Here is a 21,176-nt window from a genome sequence, read left to right on the forward strand (position 1 = left end):
TTCCGATAGATATGGATTTCACCTGCAATCATATCTCGATCCGGCGCAAATTTCAAGTTGAGGAATGTCCAAATTTTGTCGTAATTTGTTACAATGGGGTTTTCTTAGCCCGTCGGAATGCTTATAATAGGAAGGGATTTGTTTTCTAAAGTGACGGAGGTGTAAGTTGGCGTGTCGAATCAAGACCAAGTTCAAGGCTCCACGGATATCGTAGTCATCGGGGGAGGTCCGGCGGGCATGTTCGCGGCTTTCTATGCGGGCATGAGACAGGCGTCGGTGAAAATTGTAGAAAGCATGCCTCAATTGGGAGGCCAGCTGTCCGCTCTGTATCCCGAGAAATATATATACGATGTAGCTGGATTTCCTAAAGTAACGGCGCAAGAGCTCGTAGATCGGCTGCGCGAACAGATGAAGCTGTTCCCGTCGATCGGCATCGCATTGGAAGAAAAAGTGGTGAAGGTCGTCAAGAAGGACGAGCGTGATTTCGAAGTGGTGACGGACAAAGAAACCCACCGTTGCAAAGCGGTCATCGTCACAGCCGGCGTCGGCGCCTTCGAGCCAAGAAAGCTGGAGCTGCCGGAAGCGGCCTCCTTCGAGAAGAAAAACCTGCATTACTTCGTCAGCGATTTGAACCGTTTCGCCGGCCAACGGGTGCTGATCAGCGGCGGCGGCGATTCCGCCGTAGACTGGTCGCTCATGCTGGAGCCGATCGCCGAGCAAGTGACGCTCGTGCATCGCCGCGACAAGTTCCGCGCGCATGAGCATAGCGTGGAGCTGCTCAAGAACTCCAAGGTCAACATCATCACCCCGGTTGAGATCGAGAGCCTGAACGGTACCGATCGGATCGAATCCGTGACGCTCAAGCACGGCAAGACCGGAGAAGAGACGGTTATTCCGGTCGACGCGGTCATCGTCAACTTCGGCTTCGTCTCCTCGCTCGGCCCGATCGCCGAGTGGGGCTTCGAGATCGAGGGCGGCTCAATTGTCGTGGATTCGCGGATGGAGACGTCGATTCCCGGCATTTTCGCAGCGGGCGACATTACCACGTACCCGGGCAAGCTGAAGCTGATCGCCGTCGGCTTCGGAGAAGCGCCTACCGCGGTCAACAACGCTAAGGTGTACTTCGATCCGGAAGCGAAGCTATCGCCGGGCCACAGCTCCAATATGAAGTTTTAATCGTGTGACTGATAGGGCATTCTATCCACAGTTGCATTTTGTAGGCGGTACTGCCTTCTCGGGCTGCGTTCGCTTGCAAAATCGCTGTAGGAGGAATGCCCTTTGTCTTATGGATGTCCGGTGTGCAATGGGATGAAATCGTTGAATCAACATTGTCCGCAGTGCAGCCGCTTGCTGGACGACCGCGGGCGGGTGGACGACTATTTGGGCGACTACTCGCCCTACCGGGAAATCGACGATATGAAGCTGACGAACGGTTTCGCCGACTTGGCGAATCATACTTGCGTGCATGCGCTGTTTTGCGGTGGGTGCTGTGTGGTGTATGCGTTGGAGGTGGAGGAGATTCGACTGTGAAAACAAAGAGCAGGTCAATGGCGGAAGTTCCGAGTGAAAAAAGCCCCCCTTTGCTCAGACATCTTGTTTAAACCTTCCAGAGGTGGAAGGTTTAAGCCAAAACTCGCCGGGGGTCTTCTTTTTCACTCTACACTACCATTGACCGAAACCCGTTTTCACAGTCGTATCTCGGGGGAGGGAGTTATAAAAGGATATCGTTCACTTCGGTGACGGTGCGGCCCACGGTGAAGTCGTCGTAGCGGGTGATGTCTGCACGCGCAGCGTGGTTGTTAGCGGATTCGATGCACTTGTAGGTGATCCGCATATCGTAAGGACCTTCGACGTGGTGCGGCGCTCGTCGAGGCTGCTTCAGGGCGGCTTCCACGTCCGCGCGGATGCGCTTCACGGCTTCCTGCGGGTGGATGCTTGTGGTGCGGCCGTTCGGGTGGCCTTGTTTGATGACGGTGGCCGGAAGATCCTCGCCCAGCACTTGACGGGCTTCGTCGATAGCGGCACGATCGCCGCTGACGTACATGACCGGTACGCCGAACTGGCCGGCGAGTAACGACATCTGCTCGATCTCGCCGATCGGGCGGCCGTTGATCCAGTAAGTCAGAATCGTGGTTGAGTTCTGCGTATGCGGTATAACGGAATTCGGTGTCCCCGCCATCGAATGGTAGCCGACCATGATCATAGCGTGGAACGAATCGTCCAGCGCCGGCAGCACCAGCTTGCCTGAATCCGGCCGCTCGATCTCTACGATCGGATTCAGCTTCTCGCACAGGATGTTGTAATCCTGGTTACCCCCATGCCCGTCGTTCACGACGATCCGGGTCGCCCCAGCCGCAATCGCCCCTTCTACAGCGGCATTCACCTCTGCCGTGAGAATTTCCTGATACCTCGGGTAAAAAGCATGTCCCCCCTGGCATTGTTCCTTCAGGAACACCATGCTGATGCCTTCCATGTCCGTCAGAATGTAAACGTTCATCCGTTTCTCCACCCTTTCACCTGTTTGATACCTGTACCAACTATATCATTATACAGTAGATTGGATGAGCTGGGGGAACAAAAAACACCTCTTGCCGAACTTTCAACTTGGAGGTGAAGGTTTGGCGGAGGTGTTGGGGCTGCAGGGCCATAGCTCTCCAGTGATATTAATGCTTTTTTCATACTAATTCTGCTGGTGAGCGGCGTTTTTCGCTGAGTTAGTACGTTTGGAGTACTAATTTTTGGTTACTACTTAGGTCATTTAGCGGTGGATAAGGCGGGTGGTTGCGGATACTGAGTACCCAAGTAAACCAGACTGACAACCAAATTTTCTCCTTTTACACTGCCAACAACACTGCCCTCGAGCTAGCACTTACGCCCCCATTAAACTAAGCATCAAACGCAGCCGACTGTTTTGCTCACCAAGCAGACTAGGTTTTACAATACACAGACAGCTGTCCGGTAACTAACCTTGCATTGCATAGAACCAAACACTAAATGTTAGGTCCTTAAGCAAGGCTAGTGGGTGGGGAGCTGGATTGCTGCTGCAACGCGGATTTTCGTGCTTAGAGGGGGTGGGAGAGCCGGAATTGCTGCTGTTCGGTGTCTGCATGGCAAGCCACCTAAGTAGTTACACGTTTTGCGTACTTATTTTTGCGGGCGAGCGACGATTTCGGTTGAGTTAGTAAGTTTTGCGTACTTATTTTTGCGGGCGAGCGCGTTTTCTGCTGAATAAGTACGTTTTACGTACTTATTTTTGTGGGCGAGCGCGTTTTTCGCTGAGTAAGTACGTTTTGCGTACTTATTTTTGCAGGCGAGCGACGTTTTCGGTTGAGTTAGTCCGTTTGGCATACCTGTTCCTGGGTGTGGCGGGATTTGAGCAGAACTGTCCCCTTAATTTGAATCCTCCTTGCCGCCAACCGGACTTTTCCCGTGCCGCTCTCTATACTCCGTCGGCGACAACCCTTCAGCCTTGGCGAACACTTTCGTAAAATACCGACGCTCCGCGTAACCGACGGCCCTGCCGATCTGAGTCACGCTTTGGTCGGTTATGAGCAGCATCGCCTTCGCCGCCTCCAGCCGTTGCCGCTTCTCGGTAAGGATTGGAGTCAGATCGGGCAGACGATTCGCTTTGGCAAACTTCTGCGTGTCAGTCCCGCCAAACAGGTCGCTACGTCTTCCAGCAGCTTCAGGCGAGGCTTGGCGTCGTCGCGCACTTGCGTATGGCGCAGGGAAACGGTGAACGGCTTCACGTCGGATTTGACTTCGTCGCCGGTTCCGTTCGTTGTGCTCTTGCCATTATCACCGCATGCGGTCAGTACGCCGGATACGAGCAGTACGCTTGCCAGCGCGGGTGCAGCTGTTTTCTTGGTCATCATTGGGACCCTCCATGATCGAAGTGGATTTGCTTCTTACACTTTTCATTATAGGGAGGCTGGTTCAGGTCCGGCAGGCTCTCATTTCGACAATAAGGGGGTAAAATCATATACTCGATCGGCGCGAATTTATTTCCTTTTAAGCTTTCTGCCTGAATTCTAAGAGTCCGTTAAGGTTGGTCGGCTATACTGGAAACGCCATTTATTATGAACGAATCAAAGGAGAACTTGTATAGATGAAAGTGTTGGTCGTGGAAGACGAGCTGCCGTTATTGGAATCGATCGTGCAGCTGCTGCGCGAGGAAGGTTACGAGGCGGACGGCGCAGGTGAGGGCGAAGAAGGGCTCTATTATGCGGAATCCGGCATCTATGACTTGCTCGTGCTCGATATTATGATGCCTGGGATGAGCGGCTTGCAGCTGCTGCAGAAGCTTCGCGCCAAGTCGGTGGATACGCCGGCCCTGCTGCTGACGGCCAAAGACAGCGTGGAGGATCGGGTGCGCGGGCTCAATACGGGCGCCGACGACTACCTCGTCAAGCCGTTCGCCATCCCCGAGCTGCTGGCGCGGGTCAGGGCGCTGCTGCGGCGCAAACATCCAGGTTCAACGGGCTCCGACGGTAGCGGAAGCGGCGGACTCTCGTACGATGCTATCCGGCTCGAACCGAAGCTGACGGACGCCTATTTCGGCGATCAGGCTTTGCAGCTGACAGGCAAGGAATATGAGCTGTTGCACTATCTGATTCGGAATAAAGAGATGATCATCACGCGGGAGCAGCTGTTCGACCGCGTCTGGGGGCTCGATTCCGAGGCGGGCATCAATCTTGTCGATCTCTATGTCCATTATGTGCGCAAGAAGCTCGCCGCCGCCGGCTGCCAAGGCTGGATTCAGACCGTGCGCGGCATCGGCTTCATGCTGAGGAGGAAATAGCCATGTTCCAGAAAACGAAGACGAAGCTCGCGCTCAGCTATGCCGCTTTGTTTCTGTTCATTTTGGCCGCGCTGGGGTCAGCCGTGTATTATTTTATCGAGCGGAGCCTGCTGACCAAGGTGGATGAGGCGCTGACCAATGAGTCCCATTCGGCCGGTAGGGCCGTCTTCTATGGCACAAGTGCCGTTCCAGTGGATACGGTAAGCAAATTGAAGAGCGCCGGCATCCCGGACGACGTCATTCTGAAGCCCCTCATGGCCCAGATTACCACGCCAGTAAATCCGGTTGTATTGGATCCGCGAATATTCATGATTTATCGCAGCGAATCGGGCATGATGCTCTCCAGCTTGCCCGGGGATTTGAAGCTGGGGCAAGATGTGCTCGATAACCTGATCGAAGAGACGAACGGACAACCGATCAGCACGGTGGAGCTGGCCGGCCACAGCTACCGCGTCAGCGCCTCCACCAACCCCAATTCGGCCAAAGGCGGATTCTCGGACGTCTACGCCGTCATGAGCGTCGAGTCGGAAATGAGCATGCTCCATAACCTGCTGCTTATTTTGGCGGTCGTTGGCGGCGTTGGATGCATCCTGGTTGTATTGGCCGGTTACTATATGGCGGAGCGCGCACTGATCCCGATTCGCAGCGCCTGGGAGCGGCAGCAGCAATTCGTCGCCGACGCCTCGCATGAGCTGCGTACGCCGCTCGCCGTGATGGGGACGCATGCCGAGCTGCTGCTGCGCCATCCGGATCGTACGATCGAACAGGAAAGCCATATCATCGCTCCCATATTGAAGGAAATCCGGCGGCTGTCCAAGCTCGTGACGCAGCTGCTCACCTTGGCCCGCTCGGATTCGAATCAGCTGGAGCTGCAAAAGTCGACGCTGCTGCTGAATGAGCAGCTTGCGGAATCGGCGCGTTCCTTCGAGCCGCTCTGCGAGATGAAGTCGATCCGGCTGGAGACGGAGCTGGAGATACCGGTCGTGTTCTCGGGCGATGAGGCGCGGCTGCGGCAGCTCTGCGTCATCCTGCTCGATAATGCGGTTCAGCACACGCCGATCGGCGGTCGCATCCAAGTGTCTTGCATGCGATACGGCTCTTCCGTGCGCTGTCAAGTCGCCGATACGGGACGCGGCATCGCGGCCAAGGATCTGCCCCATATTTTCGAGCGGTTTTATCGCTCCGACGAAGCGCGCAACCGGTCGGAGGGCGGCACTGGCCTCGGGCTGACGATCGCCAAGTGGATCTCGGAGAAACACGGCGGGACGATTCAGGCGGCCAGTACGCTTGGACAAGGCACCGTCATGACGGTTACGCTGCCGCTCCGTTAATTCAAAAGAAATTTTAAGGTTGGTCAAAAAATCATTTAAGCTTGCTGTTGCATAATGAACTTGTCGGCAGGAGAGCCGGCGGATGTGACCATCTACATTACATAGAAAGAAGGTTAGAACCACATGCAGAAGAAGACCAAACGAACATTGCTCACCCTTGGCGTAACAGCGGCCTTGGCGGCAGCCATCCCCATGGGCGCGAACGCATCCGAAGCCCCTCAGCTAACCCCGTCGGACACTTTCACATTCACCACGACGGCACCGATAGCCGGTGCTCAAGCCATTCGAGTGATCGGCGGCGGCGAGTTTGGCGCGGTAGAAATCAAACGGTTCGACATCGGCGAGCTGAAAAGCGCGATCGCGTTCGGCGGCCAGTTCGATTCCCCTGAAATTCTCGAGCTGCTTGGTACGGATGCGGAGACGCTGCGCAAGGAGCTGGAATCCGGCAAGTCGTTGCTGGACATCGCCGAGAGCAAGGGCATCAGCAAGCAGACGCTGCTGCAGACGCAAGTCGACGCTATGATGAAACAAGTGAAGGAAGGCATCACGAAGCAAGCGGAAGCGCTGATCACTCGCAAAGGCAACGAGCCTTTGAGAATTCAGTCCATGCCGGGCATAAGCTTCAGCATCGGCGGCGAGGCGAAGGCGGCCATCCGGATCGGCTCGGACTTGAAGGACTTGCTGGCATTCCTGGGTATCGACGAAGAGACATATATGACCGAGCTGAAGAGCGGCAAGTCTTTGCTGGATATCGCTGGCACCAAAGGCATTACCAAAGAGCAACTCATCGCCTTCGAGACCGAGCAATTCAACAAATCGATCGACGAAGCGGTGGCGAACGGCAAGCTGAATGCGGAAGAAGCGACGAAGATGAAGGAAGATTTCGCAGCGAATGTAGAGAAGCGGATTACAGGTCAAGGTGTGTTCTTCACGAAGCCGGTTGAGCTGAAGGACGGCGCTTTCGGGCAGCGGCTCGAGATTTTTAGCCAAGGCTTGAAGGACGTTATGCCGCTGATGCAGGGCAAAATCGGGGTTGGCGGCTCAATCGCCATCAGTCTGAACAATGAGGAGCTGCTGAAGTTCCTCGGCATCGATCAGGAGACGTTCTTGACCGAGCTGAAGAGCGGCAAGTCTTTGCTGGATATTGCTGGCACCAAGGGCATTACCAAAGAGCAGCTGATCGCCTTCGAGACCGAGCAATTCAACAAGAAGATCGATGAAGCGGTTGCGGGCGGGAAGCTGACAGCGGAGCAAGCGGCTAAGCTGAAAGAAGAAAATGCCGCGAACGTCGAGCAGCGCATTAGCGGCGGCGGCCTTGGATTCGGATTCAGCATCTCGACCAAGCCGATTCGGATTGAGAAGTTTGAAGGACACGGCGTTCCGGCGGAAAAGATACAACAACTCGAGAAGTTCGATCTGCAAAAGCTGAAGCAAGCCCAAATCGTACCGTTAACATAAGGAAATCCCGGTCCCTGCTATCGTTACAGGGCACCGGGATTTTTTTGTTGGCTCTGGCTGGAACCCGTTCCAGATTTTCCGGATTATTCGTCCCGCTCCACCCCACAAACCGACATCCCTATATCCGTCATTCCGCCTTTTTCCCCAAAAATTTGACCACTTTCGCAACAGACCTGCACACAAAACAAAAGAAGCTCAGTTCGCCTGAGCTTCTTGACCGTAGTACTTTACGTTTAGTTTGCGTCGGTTGATTTCTGCCAAGAGGAGGGATAAAAAATCCCGGTCCAGCTTCAAGTCTATAGCCTTCAGGTAGGAGTCGATGAGCGCTTCGTTGCTTAACGATTTCATTACTATCACCCGGCTTTGCTACTGAATTTTCTTAATAGTAGCATGACCCTACGCTGGGGACAAGCGGTCTCCTGTCCACACTCGGATGTGGATATCTTGTGCATACCTTGTTGACAACTGTCAAAACCTGTATGGGATAAAGGTCGAATTTTGTGAATAAAGTTATACACAGGCGAATGATTCGTTGTGCCTATAGAAAACTTTTATCAATTCTATGAATCTACTAAAACTTGGTTTTCATTCCGTTTCCCAGGCCAAACTAATTTCCCGGTCCGCCCAGTTGCGCACCTTCATCTCGATCGCGGCCTCGATCTCCTCCTCGGACAGCTCCTCCAGCTTGTCGTCCACGATTTCCATCCACAGCTCTTTGACAACTTCCTGCCCCACCGATACTTGTACTTTAAATTTCATCGTCCTTGTTTCTCTCCAATTCCGTCCAAATAGTCGGCAAGCGCTCTCGCGAATGATCGGCCGAAGTCACGAAGGTTCGCTTGCGTATAGACTGTCTCCCCCGTGCCGAAGTAAGGGATTTCGAATGTAAAGCAAAGAAGGATCTCCAGATCCCGATAATATTTCGAGGCCGTCCGATTCGTGCTCAAATTCCAGTCCACATCGGACTCAATATCCCATTCGCCCGTGTATATCAACTCGCCGTCTTTGGAGGCCGCTTGCAGCAGCTTTCCGAACGCTTCTTGCTGCTCCTTCCCCGGGGTGTGATGCTTTACGATGAAAAGCTGGTCGTTGGGGCCTCCCCATTTCCATGGCGCGTGCAGATCGATGGCCACGTCAGGTTGGAGCTTGCGGACGTATTCCATCACCGCCGCCGTCTCCGGGTAAATCGGCTGTTCGATATAATCCCGATTGTGGTCATGCGGCGCCCGCGACTTGCCTTGATCCCCTTGCTCGACGCCGTCCAGATCGACGAAAGGCACGATGTGCACCTGACAGTCTTGCAGCAATCGGCCGGCTGTGGGATCTTGAAGGAAAGCGTCCATGACTCCCTCCAGCACGTAGGAAGCGCTTGACTCGCACGCGTGATGGCGGCAAGTGAGCAGCATCCGATGCTTCGCCTGATCCGGCCCAAGCACGAGCAGAGGCACCTCGTTCCCCTGGCGGGAGCGCGTCAGCACCTCTTGGCGCAGCCCGGCCTGAACGTCCTTGCGCTGGAGGAACCGTCGGTAGTCAGCCCATTGATACGGCATGCAGAAAGCAAAATAGACGCGATTCTCCGTCTCCCCGAACGTATATGTAAAGGAAGTCCGATCGTACGTCCCCCTCTCCATCAGCCACTCCCAGCGCTCCCCGTCCACGCTGACCGCCGGTCCCCATGGCCCAATCACCTCTCCATTATCGAACCGGAAGTGAACGGTCGTTCCTTGCGCCTGCTCCACGCAAAAATTCCAGTAAAACCACCATGTCGTGCTGTCGCGGATTTCTTGTTCCACATGCACCGTTCGTTCTTGCTCTTCGATCCCGTTCACCCGAATATTGCCGCCCGGGTATCGAGCATGGACAACTATCGCCTTCATTGATCTTGGCTCCTTCCTTAGCGTTTCCTAATATCCCCATCTTAGTCGAGCCCCGCGGCCTTGTAAAACAAGAAACCGGGTTAGTCGGCTGATCTGAAAATAAAAAGCACCCATACAATTACAAGATGTATGAGCGTGCAGCATGGCTCTTATTTATTTAGTACGAAACGGTATAACAACTTTCAGATTTAGTCCCCATCTTCACTTAATATTGCGGTTTCGTTTGGATCCTCTATTTTTCGCCTAAAAAACCAGAAACTCCGTTTATATAGTGAATAAAAGAAAAAAACAATCCATACAAGTGGTAAGAGCCACCATAATCCTTGCCATGCAAATTTTAATGTAATAACACTTAACTCCAATGAGGTGCCGATTAACGAAAGAAATGTTATTAAACCAAAAGATATAACAATGAATGGATATCTTTCAATAACAGAATTTCCATTAGCTTGAGCCAAGCTTTTTCCGATTAGTTTTGCTATAGAGTTTAGCAGAAAGAACAGTATTAATAAAACGGTTGAAGCTCCGATTGAGCTAATAATAAGTATTTCTCCTACTTGTAGCTTATCTGCATTAGCAAATAAACTTGTGAATCCTTGAATAGCACCAAATGAACCTAAAAGTATGGCTGCAAATATCCCAAGAATTGTAATGAACTGAGCAGTAATATTTTTAATATCGTTACGCAGCTTCTGAATGTCTTTGTTTATTGTCTCCGATTTTTTTGACTGCTCTTGAATTAATACCTTGCTGTGCCTTAGTTTTTCAATTTCATCTTCCTGTCGTAAAAACAAATAATCTTTCTGTTGTTTCGCCAATTTTAAATGTTCCATCAACTTTACAAATTTAATATAAACGTGATCGTCTTCTTTATCGTGTATTATTGAGAATTTTTCTTCAAGTCTTTCAACAAAATATAAAATATCTTCTGATTTATCGTCATTGTAAACAAATTGTGAGACTGCTGAATAGGGAAGTAAATCCTTATCCAGCTTTCCCAACAATTCAGACAATTCCAGTGCAAGACTTTCTAGTGCATTCTCCCGATCTTCTTGTGGAATCGGAGATACTATCACACCTTGGATTTGCTTAAGTATTGTTATTAAATCCTCGCTATTTGCCTTTCTTTTTTCAAACAGAGAAGTCATGTTGTAAATCCTCTAGTCTATATTTAACGACTTGATTCCTTAGAATTTTTTCGCTATTTTTCCACCAAGTGCTGTGGTTATGGCTTTCTTCAACTAATCGATTAATATTTTTAGTCATATATTTATGGATATATTTATTGAACAGTTCGTATTGTGGTCTATATATTCCTGGTTCTCTTATCGAAAAAGAACCGTAATTTCTGTATCTGAAATACTCGGATCTAACTACAGGTCCATACGTCCATGCTTCGAACGGCTCATCATACATTTTTTTCAATTCGCGTGTGATTCCAAATTCACTAATAAAATCACCGATTGCGAAATACATAATTTTTTGCAATTGTAGATTCGTAATTCTTTTTTCCGATTTTTCCGCTACTGCAATTACGTGTTCTGCAAATTCTTTCATACTCATTTCATTCACCCCTTTACTACATTATACACAAAAACACGAATGAATGTTCCCGTTTTTTGCAAAAATTTCGCATTAAATAAGCATCCCTTGGGAAGCCGTGTCGAACTCTATATCGAAACTGAACTCGTGAAGGATAGAGTTCGACACGGCTTCCCATCTCTCCTGCATAAAAAACACCTCCGCATCAAGTAATATCAATCGACATTACCGTCACGGAGGTACGTATCGTACAAATCAAGATTATTAACGTCCACATTTCAAGATTGCACTATAACTATACGCCCAACCCGCCAATCAGCACTGCTCCGGATTCGGCTTGCCCGCATCTTCCGCCGTGCGGAACGACGTGCCGCAGCCGCAGGTGGCGATGGCGTTCGGGTTGTGCATCGTGAAGCCACCGCCCATTGCCGCTTCCTTGAAGTCGATCTCCAGGCCGTTCAAATATTTGCTGCTGTCGGCGTCCACGACAACCTTCAGTCCGTGAATGGTGTATTCGATATCGTCGGCGCTCTGGTCCTCGTCGAAGCCCATGCCGTATGTGAATCCGCTGCAGCCGCCCGACTTCACGCCAAGCCGCAGGAACAGATTCGGTATGTTTTCGGCTTCCAGCAGCTCCTTTATTTTGTCGGTCGCTTGCTCCGTAATGGTAATCATCGCGTAACCCTCCTTCATGCCTCGTATGCCTTCAGTATACTCCTATTCCTCGCCTCCCTCAAGATCAACATGTGTATTGCCCAGCAGGCGCAACAGGTTTATAATAGATAGGTTGATGCGTTTGAGCGTGCCTTGACGGTCGACTTTGTGCAAGGTTTCACAAAGTCGCGGCAATCACATAAACGGAGGGGATCACAGCATGACCATTTTGACAACCTCGGACAAGCGGATGGATGAGATCGCAGCGAAGGTCGAACGCGGGGAGCGGCTTACATCGGAGGACGGACTATATCTGTACGAATCGGACGATCTGCTCACGATCGGGCGGATGGCCGACATGTTCAACCAGCGCAAGAACGGCCGGAACGTTTATTTCATTGAGAATATGAGCCTGTATTTCACCAACGTTTGCGAAGCGCATTGCGCCTTTTGCCACTTCCGTCGGGATGAAGGAGAAGCTGGGGCTTACACTTTGTCCCCTGCCGAAATCATTGATTACGTAGGAAAACATTTCCACCCAGGCATGCGGGAATTCCATATTACCGGCGGCCACAACGATCACGTGACGTTCGACTATTATGTAAATTCGATTCGGGTGCTCAAGGAGCATTACCCGGACGTCACGATTAAAGCGTACACCGCGGCGGAAATTGACTTTTTCTCGAGGCTGAGCGGGTTGTCGTACGAGCAGGTGCTGACACGTCTGATGGAAGCGGGCCTCAATACGATGCCGGGCGGCGGTGCGGAGATTTTAACCGATCTGTACCGCAAAAAAATGAGAGTGGACAAAGCGACGACGGATCAATGGCTGACCGTGCACCGGACCGCGCACAAGCTCGGCATGAAGACGCATGCCACGATGCTGTATGGAGCGGTGGAAACGAAGCAGGACCGGATCAAACACATGACCCAGTTGCGCGAGCTGCAGGACGAGACGAACGGGTTCATGGTGTTCATTCCGAACGCGATGCAGCCGGCCAACACGACGATGGGGATCAAACGCCGCACTTCGGCCTTCGACGATCTGAAGACGATCGCGATCAGCCGGTTGATGCTGGACAATTTCCCGCATATCAAGGCATACTTCATCAATCTGGGCACGCAGGTCGCTCAGCTGGCGCTTACATTCGGCGCTTCAGACGCACACGGGACGATTGTGCAGGAACGGATCAGTCATTCGGCCGGCGCCTTGTCGCCTGAAGGGCTTACCCGCGACGAGCTGATCCACCTGATCAAAGGAGCGAACCGCATCCCGGTCGAGCGCGATACATTCTACAACGTCGTCCGCGTTCACGAGTAAGCTCCGACCTCCGTCTCGGCTATAGGCTATACGAACGCCCGGAGCAGGGCATCCTACCGGTAGAGACTGCAACCTAGTCACGAAAGGAATTGTACGGCAATGAAGAAATATGTCATTCTTGGCGGCGGGTACGGCGGGCTGACGCTGGCGCTGCATCTGCTCGACAACGACATCCCGAAGGATACGGAAATTGTCCTCCTCGACCGCCAACCTTATCAGGGATTGAAAACGGAATATTACGCCCTCGCGGCAGGCACCGTAAGCGAAGCGGCGATCCGGGTGGCGTTCCCGACCGATCCGCGCATCATCATGAAGTACGGCGAGGTAACGTCCGTGGATCTCGATCAGAAGCTGGTTATGCTCGAAGGGCAAGATCCGCTTTCTTACGATTGGCTCGTGATCGCCTTGGGCTGCGTTGACAAGTTTCACGGGATCGAAGGCGCCCAGACCTTTGCACACAGCATTCAGACGCTTTCCTCTTCGAGAAAAACGTACCAGGCGATCAACGATCTGCGCCCGTACGCCCAAGTGTCGATTGTCGGCGGAGGTCTCAGCGGCGTCGAGATCGCCTCCGAGCTTCGGGAAAGCCGTCCGGATCTGAATGTGCGCATTATCGACCGGGGCGCCAGCATATTGTCCGCTTATCCGGAGAAGCTGCAGGCTTACGTTCGGGAATGGTTCATCGAACATGGCGTGGAGATGCGTTCGCATGTATCGCTGAATCGGGTCGAGCCGAATATGCTGTACAACAAAGAGGAGCTCATCGCCACCGATCTGACGGTGTGGACGGCGGGCATCCAGCCTAGTCCGATCGTGCAGCAGCTGGATGTGCCGAAGGACAATCAAGGCCGCGTTCTTCTCAACGACTATTATCAAATTCCCGAATATACGGATGTGTATGTGGTGGGGGATTGCGCGAGTTTGCCGTTCTCCCCAAGCGCTCAAGCCGCCGAGGCGCAAGGCAAGCATGTTGCGGAAGTGATGCTGGCGCTGTGGAAGGGGGAAACCCCTCGCCTGAAGCCGATCAAGCTGAAGGGCGTTCTGGGCTCTCTGGGCAAAAAAGCCGGATTCGGCCTCATGGGCACTCGTACGATTATGGGGAAGGTGCCTCGTGTGCTCAAGAGCGGCGTGCTCTGGATGTCGAAGCACCATTATGGATAATGGATTATTCCATCTTGTCGAGAAAATCGAAGGCTGACTCAAGCTGCTTGATCTTGGCCATAATAAGAGCATACAGCTCGTCCGCATCGGAAGCGCCTACGATCTCTCCATTCACCAGTGCATAAGGCTCCATATAACATTGTCCGCAATTGCCGAGACACCCGTACTCGATGACGTCCATCGAAGGGTCCTCCTCGAGCCGGCGCATCACGGCATCGCTGCCGTTGTGCATATTGCTGGCGCAAAATTCAACGATCGGTCTCATGATGATAATGATTCCCCTTTGACTATGGCAGCCATTTAATTTTCTGACCTATTGTTATATAATAAACGTAGAAAGGAGATGAATCAAATGAGCCAAACGCAAGAAAGCGTTTATGATGAAGTGCTGGAAGTGTTGGATAAGCTTCGTCCGTTCCTGCAGCGCGACGGCGGCGACGTAGAACTCGTCGATGTGGAGGATGGCGTTGTGAAGCTGAAGCTGATGGGTGCATGCGGTAGCTGCCCTAGCTCGACGATCACTTTGAAGGCCGGGATCGAGCGCGCTCTGGTCGAAGAAGTGGAAGGCATCAACGAGGTTGTTCAAGTATTCTAATTTTCTTCCAAATTTCATAACGCCCTTGCGTACCGGTCAGCCGGTCGGCAAGGGCGTTATTTTTCGTTTTACGACTTGAGCTTGGTCTCGGCAAGCGTCCGGATCGGATCGAAGCCGCCGGATACGTCGATGATGTTGCCGGTAATGAAGTCGCTCTGCGGCAAACACAGGAAGGCGATGACCCGAGCGACGTCCTCCCCGCTCCCGGGACGTACGCCCGGCTGCTCCTCGTCGCGGAGGCCGCTCACGTCTTCGATCGACTTCTCCTTATTCGCGCCGCGAATGTCGCCTGGGCAAATCATATTCACCGTCACGCCGTTCGCCGCTTGTTCATAGGCGAGCGTCTTGGTGAACGACACGAGGCCGACCTTAGCCGCGGCATAGACGGCTCGATGGGGCCAGCCTCTAGCCTCCGAGGCATGACCGAAGCCGAAGTGAATAATTCGGCCCCAATCCTTCTGCGCCATGCCCCGAAGCACTCGGTGATCGAGCTTCATGACGCTGAGCAAGTTGCCGTGCATCAAGTAGTCGATCTCCTGGGGCGAATATTGAGTGAACATACGACGCTCGCGCACGAAGGGGCCTGCATTATTGACCATAATATCGATCGAAGCGTTCCAATGCGATTCCACCGTATCGATTAGCCGATTTGCCTGCTCGGAGTCCGCGATATCGGCCCGTACCGCAAGCGCCTTCACCTCGCGAGCTTCTAGCTTAGCCACCAGGGCATCAGCCTCGCGCTCGCTGGTCACGTAGTTGACGGCCACATCGCAGCCCAAGTCGGCCAACGCCAGTGCGGTCATTTTGCCCAGACCTTTGGCGCTTCCGGTAATGCAGGCAAGCTTCCCTTGAAGGGGCCTCATCGACGGAGCCTCCTTTCGTTACTTAGCGCTTGTGTGCCTGTGAAAGTAGTGAAACGACGTGGTAAGCGTCAGGCATACCATCTCATAGCCGGCCCTCAGGTCGCTCAGGCAGGCATCCAAATCTTCTATGTACGTGCGGTCCGCCTTGCACAGATCGGTCCGCTGCAGATCATCCAGCATCTCCGCATTTATATGGTGAACCTCCATATTCCGCTTGACGCGCAGCCGCTCCATCGGTTCCTTGAACTTCGTTTTCAGCTGGAACAGCTGCTGCTCCAGGTCCGGCTCTTCCTTGCGGTGCTTCATTTGGCGGAGAACAGTGAAGTAGGAAAACTTGGCCTTGACTCTTTCGGTCTCCAGGCGGTACATGTCGTTCAAGAAGTAGCCCAGCTTGTCCAAGATGGAGAACATCCGGATATACGCGTTTTTCTGAAAATAAAGGTGGTTGTGATAGCTGCTCGCTTCCTCCGCATCCATCGCTTCCTCGTACTTATGGCGGATCGGCTCGCTGAAAGTCGCCGCCCCGCGCACGCTCCATTCCAGCTCGGACAAGGCGGAGACAAACCCTCTGCACCACAGATCGAAACGCGTATAACGGCCGCAATCCCGCGTCTGCTGGTCGATCAGCTTCTTCAAGTCGCTGCGGAACACCCCGATCGCCCGAACCGCGTCCTCGAGCAGCTGCGTCTCTTCCATTCTCGGTTTTCCCAGAATCGGGCTAAGCATGGCGTCCCTCGCTTCCTTCTAGCACATGTTATCGAAAATATTCCGTCCATCGGGAATCAACCAGCTTGACGATGTCCTCGCGCGGGAACAGCTCGTCCGGGTACCCCGGCTTCATACGCGCATCGATTACGAGCGGTAGCTCGTAGCTCAGGTGATGGTGCCGCACTTGCGCATCCGCGTAAATGTCCGTAGCCGGATTGAACCGCGTGAATACGGTCCAGAGGAAGCTGCTCTGCCGGGCCGCAATCTCCGCATCATCCGCTACGATCACAACCGGCCAGCCGTCCAGCTGCGTCCTGGCTTGCGCCAGCACGCGTGCCGGCAGCTCCGGGTCGTCCGTGAAGGAGGCGCCGGAGACGACGAGACAGCCGCCGCAATAAGGCTTGGCGTTCGTGATGCCCGGGATATGGCCGCCCTCATACACGTGCGGCAGCTTGCGCACCGGATCGCCTACGCCTACGAGCACCGCTTTGCTCCCGTGGTTCAAGTGAAGTCCTGTATAGTCTAACGTATCATTGGATGTTTTATTAAAAATGTACAAATCGCGACGCGGATCGAACCGCTCGAGTATCGTCTCGAACAGCTGGCCGAAGTCGGCGAGATCCACGGACCGGTCGGTCAGCAGCAGCACCTTGGTCAGCGTCAGTTGGCCCTCGCCGAGGATGCGGAACGCACTCGTCAGCGCCTCGCGCGAGTAGCTCTCGCGGACGACGGCGGCCGCGAGGGCGTGGAAGCCGGTCTCGGCGTACGTCCACAACGCCTTCACGCCCGGCATCGCCTTCGGGAATGCCGGGGACAGCAGGCGCTGGAGGAAATCGCCGAAGAAGTAGTCCTCCTGCCGCGGCTTCCCGACGATCGTCGCCGGGTAGATCGCGTCCTTGCGGTGCCACACGTGGTTCACGTGGAGCACCGGGAAGTCGTGCGTCAGCGAGTAGTAGCCGAAGTGGTCGCCGAACGGACCTTCCGGTCGGCGTTCGTGAGGCGGCACGTGGCCGCTGACGGCGAATTCCGCCTCGGCCACGAGGCGGTGCCCCCCATGCGGATTGTCCGCCATGGGGAGCTTCTGCCCGAGGATGAGCGAAGCGAGCAGCAGCTCGGGCAGATGCTCGGGCACCGGCGCGATCGCGGAGGCGATCAGGGCGGGCGGCCCGCCGAGGAACACGGTGACGGGCAACGCCTTATTGCGCTTCTCCGCCTCGTGGTAGTGAAAGCCGCCGCCCTTATGGATTTGCCAGTGCATCCCGGTCGTCTGGCCGTCATACACCTGCATGCGATACATGCCGAGGTTGTGATGGCCGCCGTCCGGCTGCTCGGTGTAGACGAGCGGCAGCGTAACGAACGGGCCGCCGTCCTCCTGCCAGCATGTCAGCACCGGCAGCTTGGTCATCGGATTGTCGGTATCGCACACTTCGAGAACCGGAGCTTGAGCGCGCTGAACCGTCTTCGTCCCTACCTTCATGGCGTCGAAGAGCAGGTTGCGCTGATCCCACAGCCCTTTGATCGTAGGCGGCATAAGCGTATCCATCGCGCCGACCGCTTGTTTCATGAACTGCTCGGGCTTTGGTCCAAACGCCAAATCAATCCGGCGCGGTGTGCCGAACAGGTTGGTGGCGACGGGGAACGAGCTTCCTTTTACATTGGTGAACAACAAAGCAGGGCCTTGTTCATCAATGACCCTGCGGTGTATTTCCGCCAACTCCAAATAAGGGTCGACGGGTGCGGAAATTTCAATTAGTTCTTTCTCGTTGCGTAGCAGTTGCAGATGTTCGCTCAGGTTGTTCAGTGTCATCGGTTTGGTTACGCCCTTTCTGCGGTGCGGTGGAAGTTCAGGCCGCCATGCGGCGTACCCGCACGCACATATCGCATAAAATGCCGAACAAGCACGCAATGAGAACGACGTGCAGAAGCGCAGCGAACAAATACCAGTCCGTGCCGAGCGTATACACGATCAACGCGCCGCTGATCACTTGGGAGCCGGCCAACAGAAGCGCCCAGCGGGAGCTGCGGCGGATGACGGCGACATGCTGGTACGTCTTGCCGGCCCGGTAGGCGATGTAGGCGATGGCGAGGAACAAGATCGCCGCCGCGACGCGGTGCAGGAAGGCGATGCCCGTGGCGCCATCCAGCTCCGGCACGACTTGTCCGTTGCAGAGCGGCCAGCCGATGCAGCCGCCGGACGAATCCGTGTGCCGGACGAAGGCACCGACGTACACGACGATGTAGCTGTAGGCGGCGACGATCCACACGGTGTTGCGGAACTTGCGGCTAACTCTGGCCGCGGTGGCGGTCCCGGCGCCCATATCCTTGGCGGACGCTTGTGTAAGGAAGTCTCCCCTCCATACGCCGATCGCCAGCAGCAAAGTCGCTGAGAATGCGACCAGCGAGAAGCCGAAATGGAACGCCAGCACGGCGTCCGATTGCGGCTGCATGACCGCCATCGCTCCGAGTATCGCTTGGAGGACGGTGAAGAACAAGGCGCTGAAGGCGAACAGCAGCGCCTCCTTGTGCCTGCGCGCGAGGACCCACGTGTAGATCGCCGCGGCAAGCACGAGCAAGCCAACCAGGCCGCTTACCGCCCTGTGGCTGTATTCAATCATCGATTCAATCGTATAGGCCGGAATGAATTTTCCGTTGCATAATGGCCAATCGTCCCCGCAGCCGCGTCCCGATTCGGTCTTCGTGACGAGCGCTCCCATCAGAAGCACCAATCCCATGCCGATCGTCGTAGCCAAGGACACCCACCTAAATTGCTTTTGCGCTTGCAAGCTGACACCTACTTTATCTGTTTCAGTCCATCCTACTTATTATAGCTTGCTTGTCCAATCAAATCCATTTCGGAAATGTGAACGTTCGGTCAACCTTTGGCGAAGGAGTTCTGATAGGCGCGTGGGGAGGGCAGCAACTGGGCTCCGATCGCCGAACAAATAACGTTACGAGATCACCTTATTTTCGCGTAGAGGACGGTCGGCACAAAAATAACGCTATGGGATCACCTTATTCCACCCCCTGAGGGACAAAATCAGCGGTCTGCAACCCAATAGCGTTATGCCGTCGTCTTATTTTGTTTCAACTGCTCCATTTCCGCCGAATAGCGCTGTGCCGTCACCTTATCTCAAACCGGCGGCCAGTCGCGAAAGGCCCCGAAGCCTTACTTTGCCGCCGCTTCGCTAACCGCTACAACGCGATCAAAAAACTCCTCGATTTCCTCCCGCGTCTTGCGTAGCTTGCTGACGAAGCGGATCGTCTCCTGTCCGTTTACAAAGGCGATAAAGCTCGGTATCCCCAGCACGTTGTACTGCTCGCACAGCTCAGGCAGCTCGTCGCGGTCGATATGGATGAAATCCATCCGATCGCCATACTTGTTGATTACATCCGGCATGAACGGATCGATGTAGTGGCAATCTTTGCACCAGGTCGTCTTGAATACGGCAACCGTCGGTTGCGCACCATTCACTTTATCGTGGAACGTTTGCTCCGTTTTGATCTGCTCCATTTGCGCCATCGCGGCATACACCTCGTTTTCATCGTTCTGCAACGCTTTTCCCTGTTATAGCATGCCCTGCGGATCCTGTCAATGAACGCCTACTCCATGATAGATAAGATTTCCACGCCGAAACGATTTACAGGTTAAGTAAAAAGTGATATCATGTAAGTATCAAAAAGAGATGATTTCAATATAAAAGGAGCTGGGATAATGAAAGAAAGAAAACCGCCCTATTTCAACGGATACTTGGGGCTTGTCGCAAGCTTTGCGCTGTTCGGGCTCACCTGGTATTTGTTCATGCAGGAGTCCTTCATCATCGGGTGTATTGCCGGGTTTGTCGGGCTGCTTCTTCTGACGTCTCTTACCGTTATTCAGCCGAATCAAACGACGGTCGTTACTTTCTTCGGCAGCTACTTGGGCACGATCCGCCAGAGCGGCATCTGGATGACGATCCCCCTCAGCGGGCGGAAGCATATGTCGGTGCGCGTGCGCAACTTCAATAGCGCCAAGCTGAAGGTCAACGATATCGAGGGCAACCCGATCGAGATCGCGGCGGTCGTCGTGTTCCGCGTCGTCGATACGGCCAAGGCTTCTTATGACGTTGACAGCTATGAGAAGTTCGTGGAGATTCAGAGCGAAACCGCCCTCCGACATGTAGCGACCCGCTATCCCTATGACAATCTCGATTCCGTCGGCTATTCGCTTCGCGGCAATGCCGAGGAAGTGGCGCAGGAGCTGGCTGCTGAGCTGCAAACTCGTCTCACGGTTGCCGGCGTCGAAGTACTGGAAGCCCGCCTCACTCACCTGGCGTATTCCACCGAAATCGCCAGCGCCATGCTGCAGCGTCAGCAAGCAACCGCCATTATCGCGGCTCGCGAGAAAATCGTCGAAGGCGCCGTCGGCATGGTGCAGATGGCGATTCGGAAGCTGGAGAAGGACACCGGCTTGGTGTTGGACGATGAGCGCAAAGCAGCGATGATCAACAACTTGATGGTGGCCATCGTGTCCGACCGGTCGGCCCAGCCGGTCATCAATTCCGGTTCGCTCTACTGACGAAGGCGTATCGACATGGTTAGCCCCGGCAAAAAAAGCTTCCCGCTGCGTATCGATCCCAAATTGTTCGAAGCCATTGAGCGCTGGGCCGCCGATGACTTGCGCAGCGTGAACGGCCATATCGAATTTCTGCTTCGCGAAGCCGCGTTCCGCGCCGGCAGGCTGTCCGGCTCCGCCCGTGCGGCTGCCGGCTCGCCGACGGCAATGCCTCCGGCAGCGGATTCGCCGCCTGATTCCTCGTCCTCCGGCACATAAAATGGCCTGTCTCCTCCTCATACTAGAGACAGGCTGCACGTGGGAAACGGCAAGT

General features: G+C 54.1%; 25 protein-coding genes. 10 read left to right on the forward strand and 15 right to left on the reverse strand.

Annotation, left to right across the window (positions count from 1 at the left end; translation table 11 throughout):
* Positions 1–171 precede the first annotated feature (171 nt).
* Entirely contained in the window at positions 172–1,176 is a 1,005-nt protein-coding gene (locus PKO02S_RS16535; RefSeq protein ID WP_127584813.1) for an NAD(P)/FAD-dependent oxidoreductase, read from the forward strand.
* Between the two features lie 102 nt (positions 1,177–1,278).
* Positions 1,279–1,530 carry a hypothetical protein gene (locus PKO02S_RS16540; protein ID WP_127584815.1) on the forward strand — a complete coding sequence of 84 codons (252 nt, stop codon included), beginning with the start codon at positions 1,279–1,281 and terminating at the stop codon, positions 1,528–1,530.
* A 181-nt stretch (positions 1,531–1,711) separates the two neighbouring features.
* On the opposite strand, the gene PKO02S_RS16545 is transcribed toward PKO02S_RS16540, so the two are convergent.
* The 3 genes from PKO02S_RS16545 to PKO02S_RS32810 all read right to left on the reverse strand — a co-directional run bounded on the left by PKO02S_RS16545 (position 1,712) and on the right by PKO02S_RS32810 (position 3,872).
* A complete protein-coding gene (locus PKO02S_RS16545; protein WP_127584817.1) occupies positions 1,712–2,497 on the reverse strand; it encodes a M55 family metallopeptidase in 786 nt (261 codons plus the stop codon).
* Between the two features lie 893 nt (positions 2,498–3,390).
* A complete protein-coding gene (locus tag PKO02S_RS32805; RefSeq protein WP_174819916.1) occupies positions 3,391–3,558 on the reverse strand; it encodes a helix-turn-helix domain-containing protein in 168 nt (55 codons plus the stop codon).
* A gap of 47 nt (positions 3,559–3,605) precedes the next feature.
* The gene (locus PKO02S_RS32810) at positions 3,606–3,872 is read right to left on the reverse strand and encodes a hypothetical protein (protein WP_174819917.1); all 267 of its coding nucleotides are present in this window, start codon (positions 3,870–3,872) and stop codon (positions 3,606–3,608) included.
* 236 nt (positions 3,873–4,108) lie between these two features.
* Between PKO02S_RS32810 and PKO02S_RS16555 the strand changes: the two genes are divergently transcribed.
* The 3 genes from PKO02S_RS16555 to PKO02S_RS16565 all read left to right on the forward strand — a co-directional run bounded on the left by PKO02S_RS16555 (position 4,109) and on the right by PKO02S_RS16565 (position 7,590).
* Positions 4,109–4,801: a response regulator transcription factor gene (locus PKO02S_RS16555; RefSeq protein ID WP_127584819.1), complete on the forward strand. Its 693-nt coding sequence runs from the start codon at positions 4,109–4,111 to the stop codon at positions 4,799–4,801.
* Positions 4,802–4,803: 2 nt separating this feature from the next.
* The gene (locus PKO02S_RS16560; protein WP_127584821.1) at positions 4,804–6,132 is read left to right on the forward strand and encodes a sensor histidine kinase; all 1,329 of its coding nucleotides are present in this window, start codon (positions 4,804–4,806) and stop codon (positions 6,130–6,132) included.
* 123 nt (positions 6,133–6,255) lie between these two features.
* On the forward strand, positions 6,256–7,590 hold the full coding sequence (locus PKO02S_RS16565) for a hypothetical protein (protein WP_127584823.1): 1,335 nt from the start codon (positions 6,256–6,258) through the stop codon (positions 7,588–7,590).
* A gap of 195 nt (positions 7,591–7,785) precedes the next feature.
* On the opposite strand, the gene PKO02S_RS16570 is transcribed toward PKO02S_RS16565, so the two are convergent.
* The 6 genes from PKO02S_RS16570 to PKO02S_RS16590 all read right to left on the reverse strand — a co-directional run bounded on the left by PKO02S_RS16570 (position 7,786) and on the right by PKO02S_RS16590 (position 11,684).
* On the reverse strand, positions 7,786–7,938 hold the full coding sequence (locus PKO02S_RS16570; protein ID WP_127584825.1) for a sporulation histidine kinase inhibitor Sda: 153 nt from the start codon (positions 7,936–7,938) through the stop codon (positions 7,786–7,788).
* A 237-nt stretch (positions 7,939–8,175) separates the two neighbouring features.
* Positions 8,176–8,349 (reverse strand): hypothetical protein, encoded by a 174-nt coding sequence (locus tag PKO02S_RS32420; protein WP_164821496.1) that lies wholly within the window; start codon positions 8,347–8,349, stop codon positions 8,176–8,178.
* A complete protein-coding gene (locus PKO02S_RS16575) occupies positions 8,346–9,467 on the reverse strand; it encodes a M14-type cytosolic carboxypeptidase (RefSeq protein ID WP_127584827.1) in 1,122 nt (373 codons plus the stop codon). The genes PKO02S_RS32420 and PKO02S_RS16575 overlap by 4 nt, the downstream gene beginning before the upstream one ends.
* Before the next feature lie 188 nt (positions 9,468–9,655).
* On the reverse strand, positions 9,656–10,615 hold the full coding sequence (locus PKO02S_RS16580; protein ID WP_127584829.1) for a hypothetical protein: 960 nt from the start codon (positions 10,613–10,615) through the stop codon (positions 9,656–9,658).
* Positions 10,599–11,030 (reverse strand): Panacea domain-containing protein, encoded by a 432-nt coding sequence (locus PKO02S_RS16585; RefSeq protein WP_127584831.1) that lies wholly within the window; start codon positions 11,028–11,030, stop codon positions 10,599–10,601. The genes PKO02S_RS16580 and PKO02S_RS16585 overlap by 17 nt, the downstream gene beginning before the upstream one ends.
* A 294-nt stretch (positions 11,031–11,324) precedes the next feature.
* A complete protein-coding gene (locus PKO02S_RS16590) occupies positions 11,325–11,684 on the reverse strand; it encodes a HesB/IscA family protein (protein ID WP_127584833.1) in 360 nt (119 codons plus the stop codon).
* Positions 11,685–11,883: 199 nt separating this feature from the next.
* Here PKO02S_RS16590 and mqnE point away from each other — a divergent pair, with 199 nt between their 5' ends.
* The gene (mqnE, locus tag PKO02S_RS16595; RefSeq protein WP_127584835.1) at positions 11,884–12,984 is read left to right on the forward strand and encodes an aminofutalosine synthase MqnE; all 1,101 of its coding nucleotides are present in this window, start codon (positions 11,884–11,886) and stop codon (positions 12,982–12,984) included.
* Positions 12,985–13,083: 99 nt separating this feature from the next.
* A complete protein-coding gene (locus PKO02S_RS16600) occupies positions 13,084–14,145 on the forward strand; it encodes an NAD(P)/FAD-dependent oxidoreductase (protein ID WP_127584837.1) in 1,062 nt (353 codons plus the stop codon).
* A gap of 4 nt (positions 14,146–14,149) precedes the next feature.
* On the opposite strand, the gene PKO02S_RS16605 is transcribed toward PKO02S_RS16600, so the two are convergent.
* Complete coding sequence (locus tag PKO02S_RS16605; RefSeq protein ID WP_127584839.1) at positions 14,150–14,410, reverse strand: YuzB family protein; 261 nt, start codon at positions 14,408–14,410, stop codon at positions 14,150–14,152.
* A gap of 87 nt (positions 14,411–14,497) precedes the next feature.
* On the opposite strand from PKO02S_RS16605, the gene PKO02S_RS16610 reads away from it, so the two are divergent.
* Entirely contained in the window at positions 14,498–14,740 is a 243-nt protein-coding gene (locus PKO02S_RS16610; protein ID WP_127584841.1) for a NifU family protein, read from the forward strand.
* Between the two features lie 68 nt (positions 14,741–14,808).
* Here PKO02S_RS16610 and PKO02S_RS16615 read toward each other — a convergent pair whose 3' ends face one another.
* The 5 genes from PKO02S_RS16615 to PKO02S_RS16635 form a co-directional block, all read right to left on the reverse strand.
* On the reverse strand, positions 14,809–15,603 hold the full coding sequence (locus PKO02S_RS16615) for an SDR family oxidoreductase (RefSeq protein ID WP_127584843.1): 795 nt from the start codon (positions 15,601–15,603) through the stop codon (positions 14,809–14,811).
* 18 nt (positions 15,604–15,621) lie between these two features.
* Positions 15,622–16,329 carry a Cthe_2314 family HEPN domain-containing protein gene (locus PKO02S_RS16620; RefSeq protein WP_127584845.1) on the reverse strand — a complete coding sequence of 236 codons (708 nt, stop codon included), beginning with the start codon at positions 16,327–16,329 and terminating at the stop codon, positions 15,622–15,624.
* A 28-nt stretch (positions 16,330–16,357) separates the two neighbouring features.
* Positions 16,358–18,118: a UbiD family decarboxylase gene (locus tag PKO02S_RS16625; protein ID WP_127584848.1), complete on the reverse strand. Its 1,761-nt coding sequence runs from the start codon at positions 18,116–18,118 to the stop codon at positions 16,358–16,360.
* A 37-nt stretch (positions 18,119–18,155) separates the two neighbouring features.
* Entirely contained in the window at positions 18,156–19,067 is a 912-nt protein-coding gene (locus PKO02S_RS16630) for a COX15/CtaA family protein (RefSeq protein WP_307720025.1), read from the reverse strand.
* A 410-nt stretch (positions 19,068–19,477) separates the two neighbouring features.
* The gene (locus tag PKO02S_RS16635; protein WP_127584883.1) at positions 19,478–19,822 is read right to left on the reverse strand and encodes a thioredoxin family protein; all 345 of its coding nucleotides are present in this window, start codon (positions 19,820–19,822) and stop codon (positions 19,478–19,480) included.
* 201 nt (positions 19,823–20,023) lie between these two features.
* On the opposite strand from PKO02S_RS16635, the gene PKO02S_RS16640 reads away from it, so the two are divergent.
* Together PKO02S_RS16640 and PKO02S_RS16645 are read left to right on the forward strand one after the other, a co-directional pair.
* Complete coding sequence (locus PKO02S_RS16640) at positions 20,024–20,866, forward strand: SPFH domain-containing protein (protein WP_127584850.1); 843 nt, start codon at positions 20,024–20,026, stop codon at positions 20,864–20,866.
* Between the two features lie 15 nt (positions 20,867–20,881).
* Entirely contained in the window at positions 20,882–21,121 is a 240-nt protein-coding gene (locus tag PKO02S_RS16645) for a type II toxin-antitoxin system antitoxin (protein WP_127584852.1), read from the forward strand.
* Positions 21,122–21,176: the final 55 nt, after the last annotated feature.

This window comes from Paenibacillus koleovorans NBRC 103111, assembly GCF_004000845.1.
Classification (GTDB): Bacteria; Bacillota; Bacilli; order Paenibacillales; family NBRC-103111; genus Paenibacillus_AA; species Paenibacillus_AA koleovorans.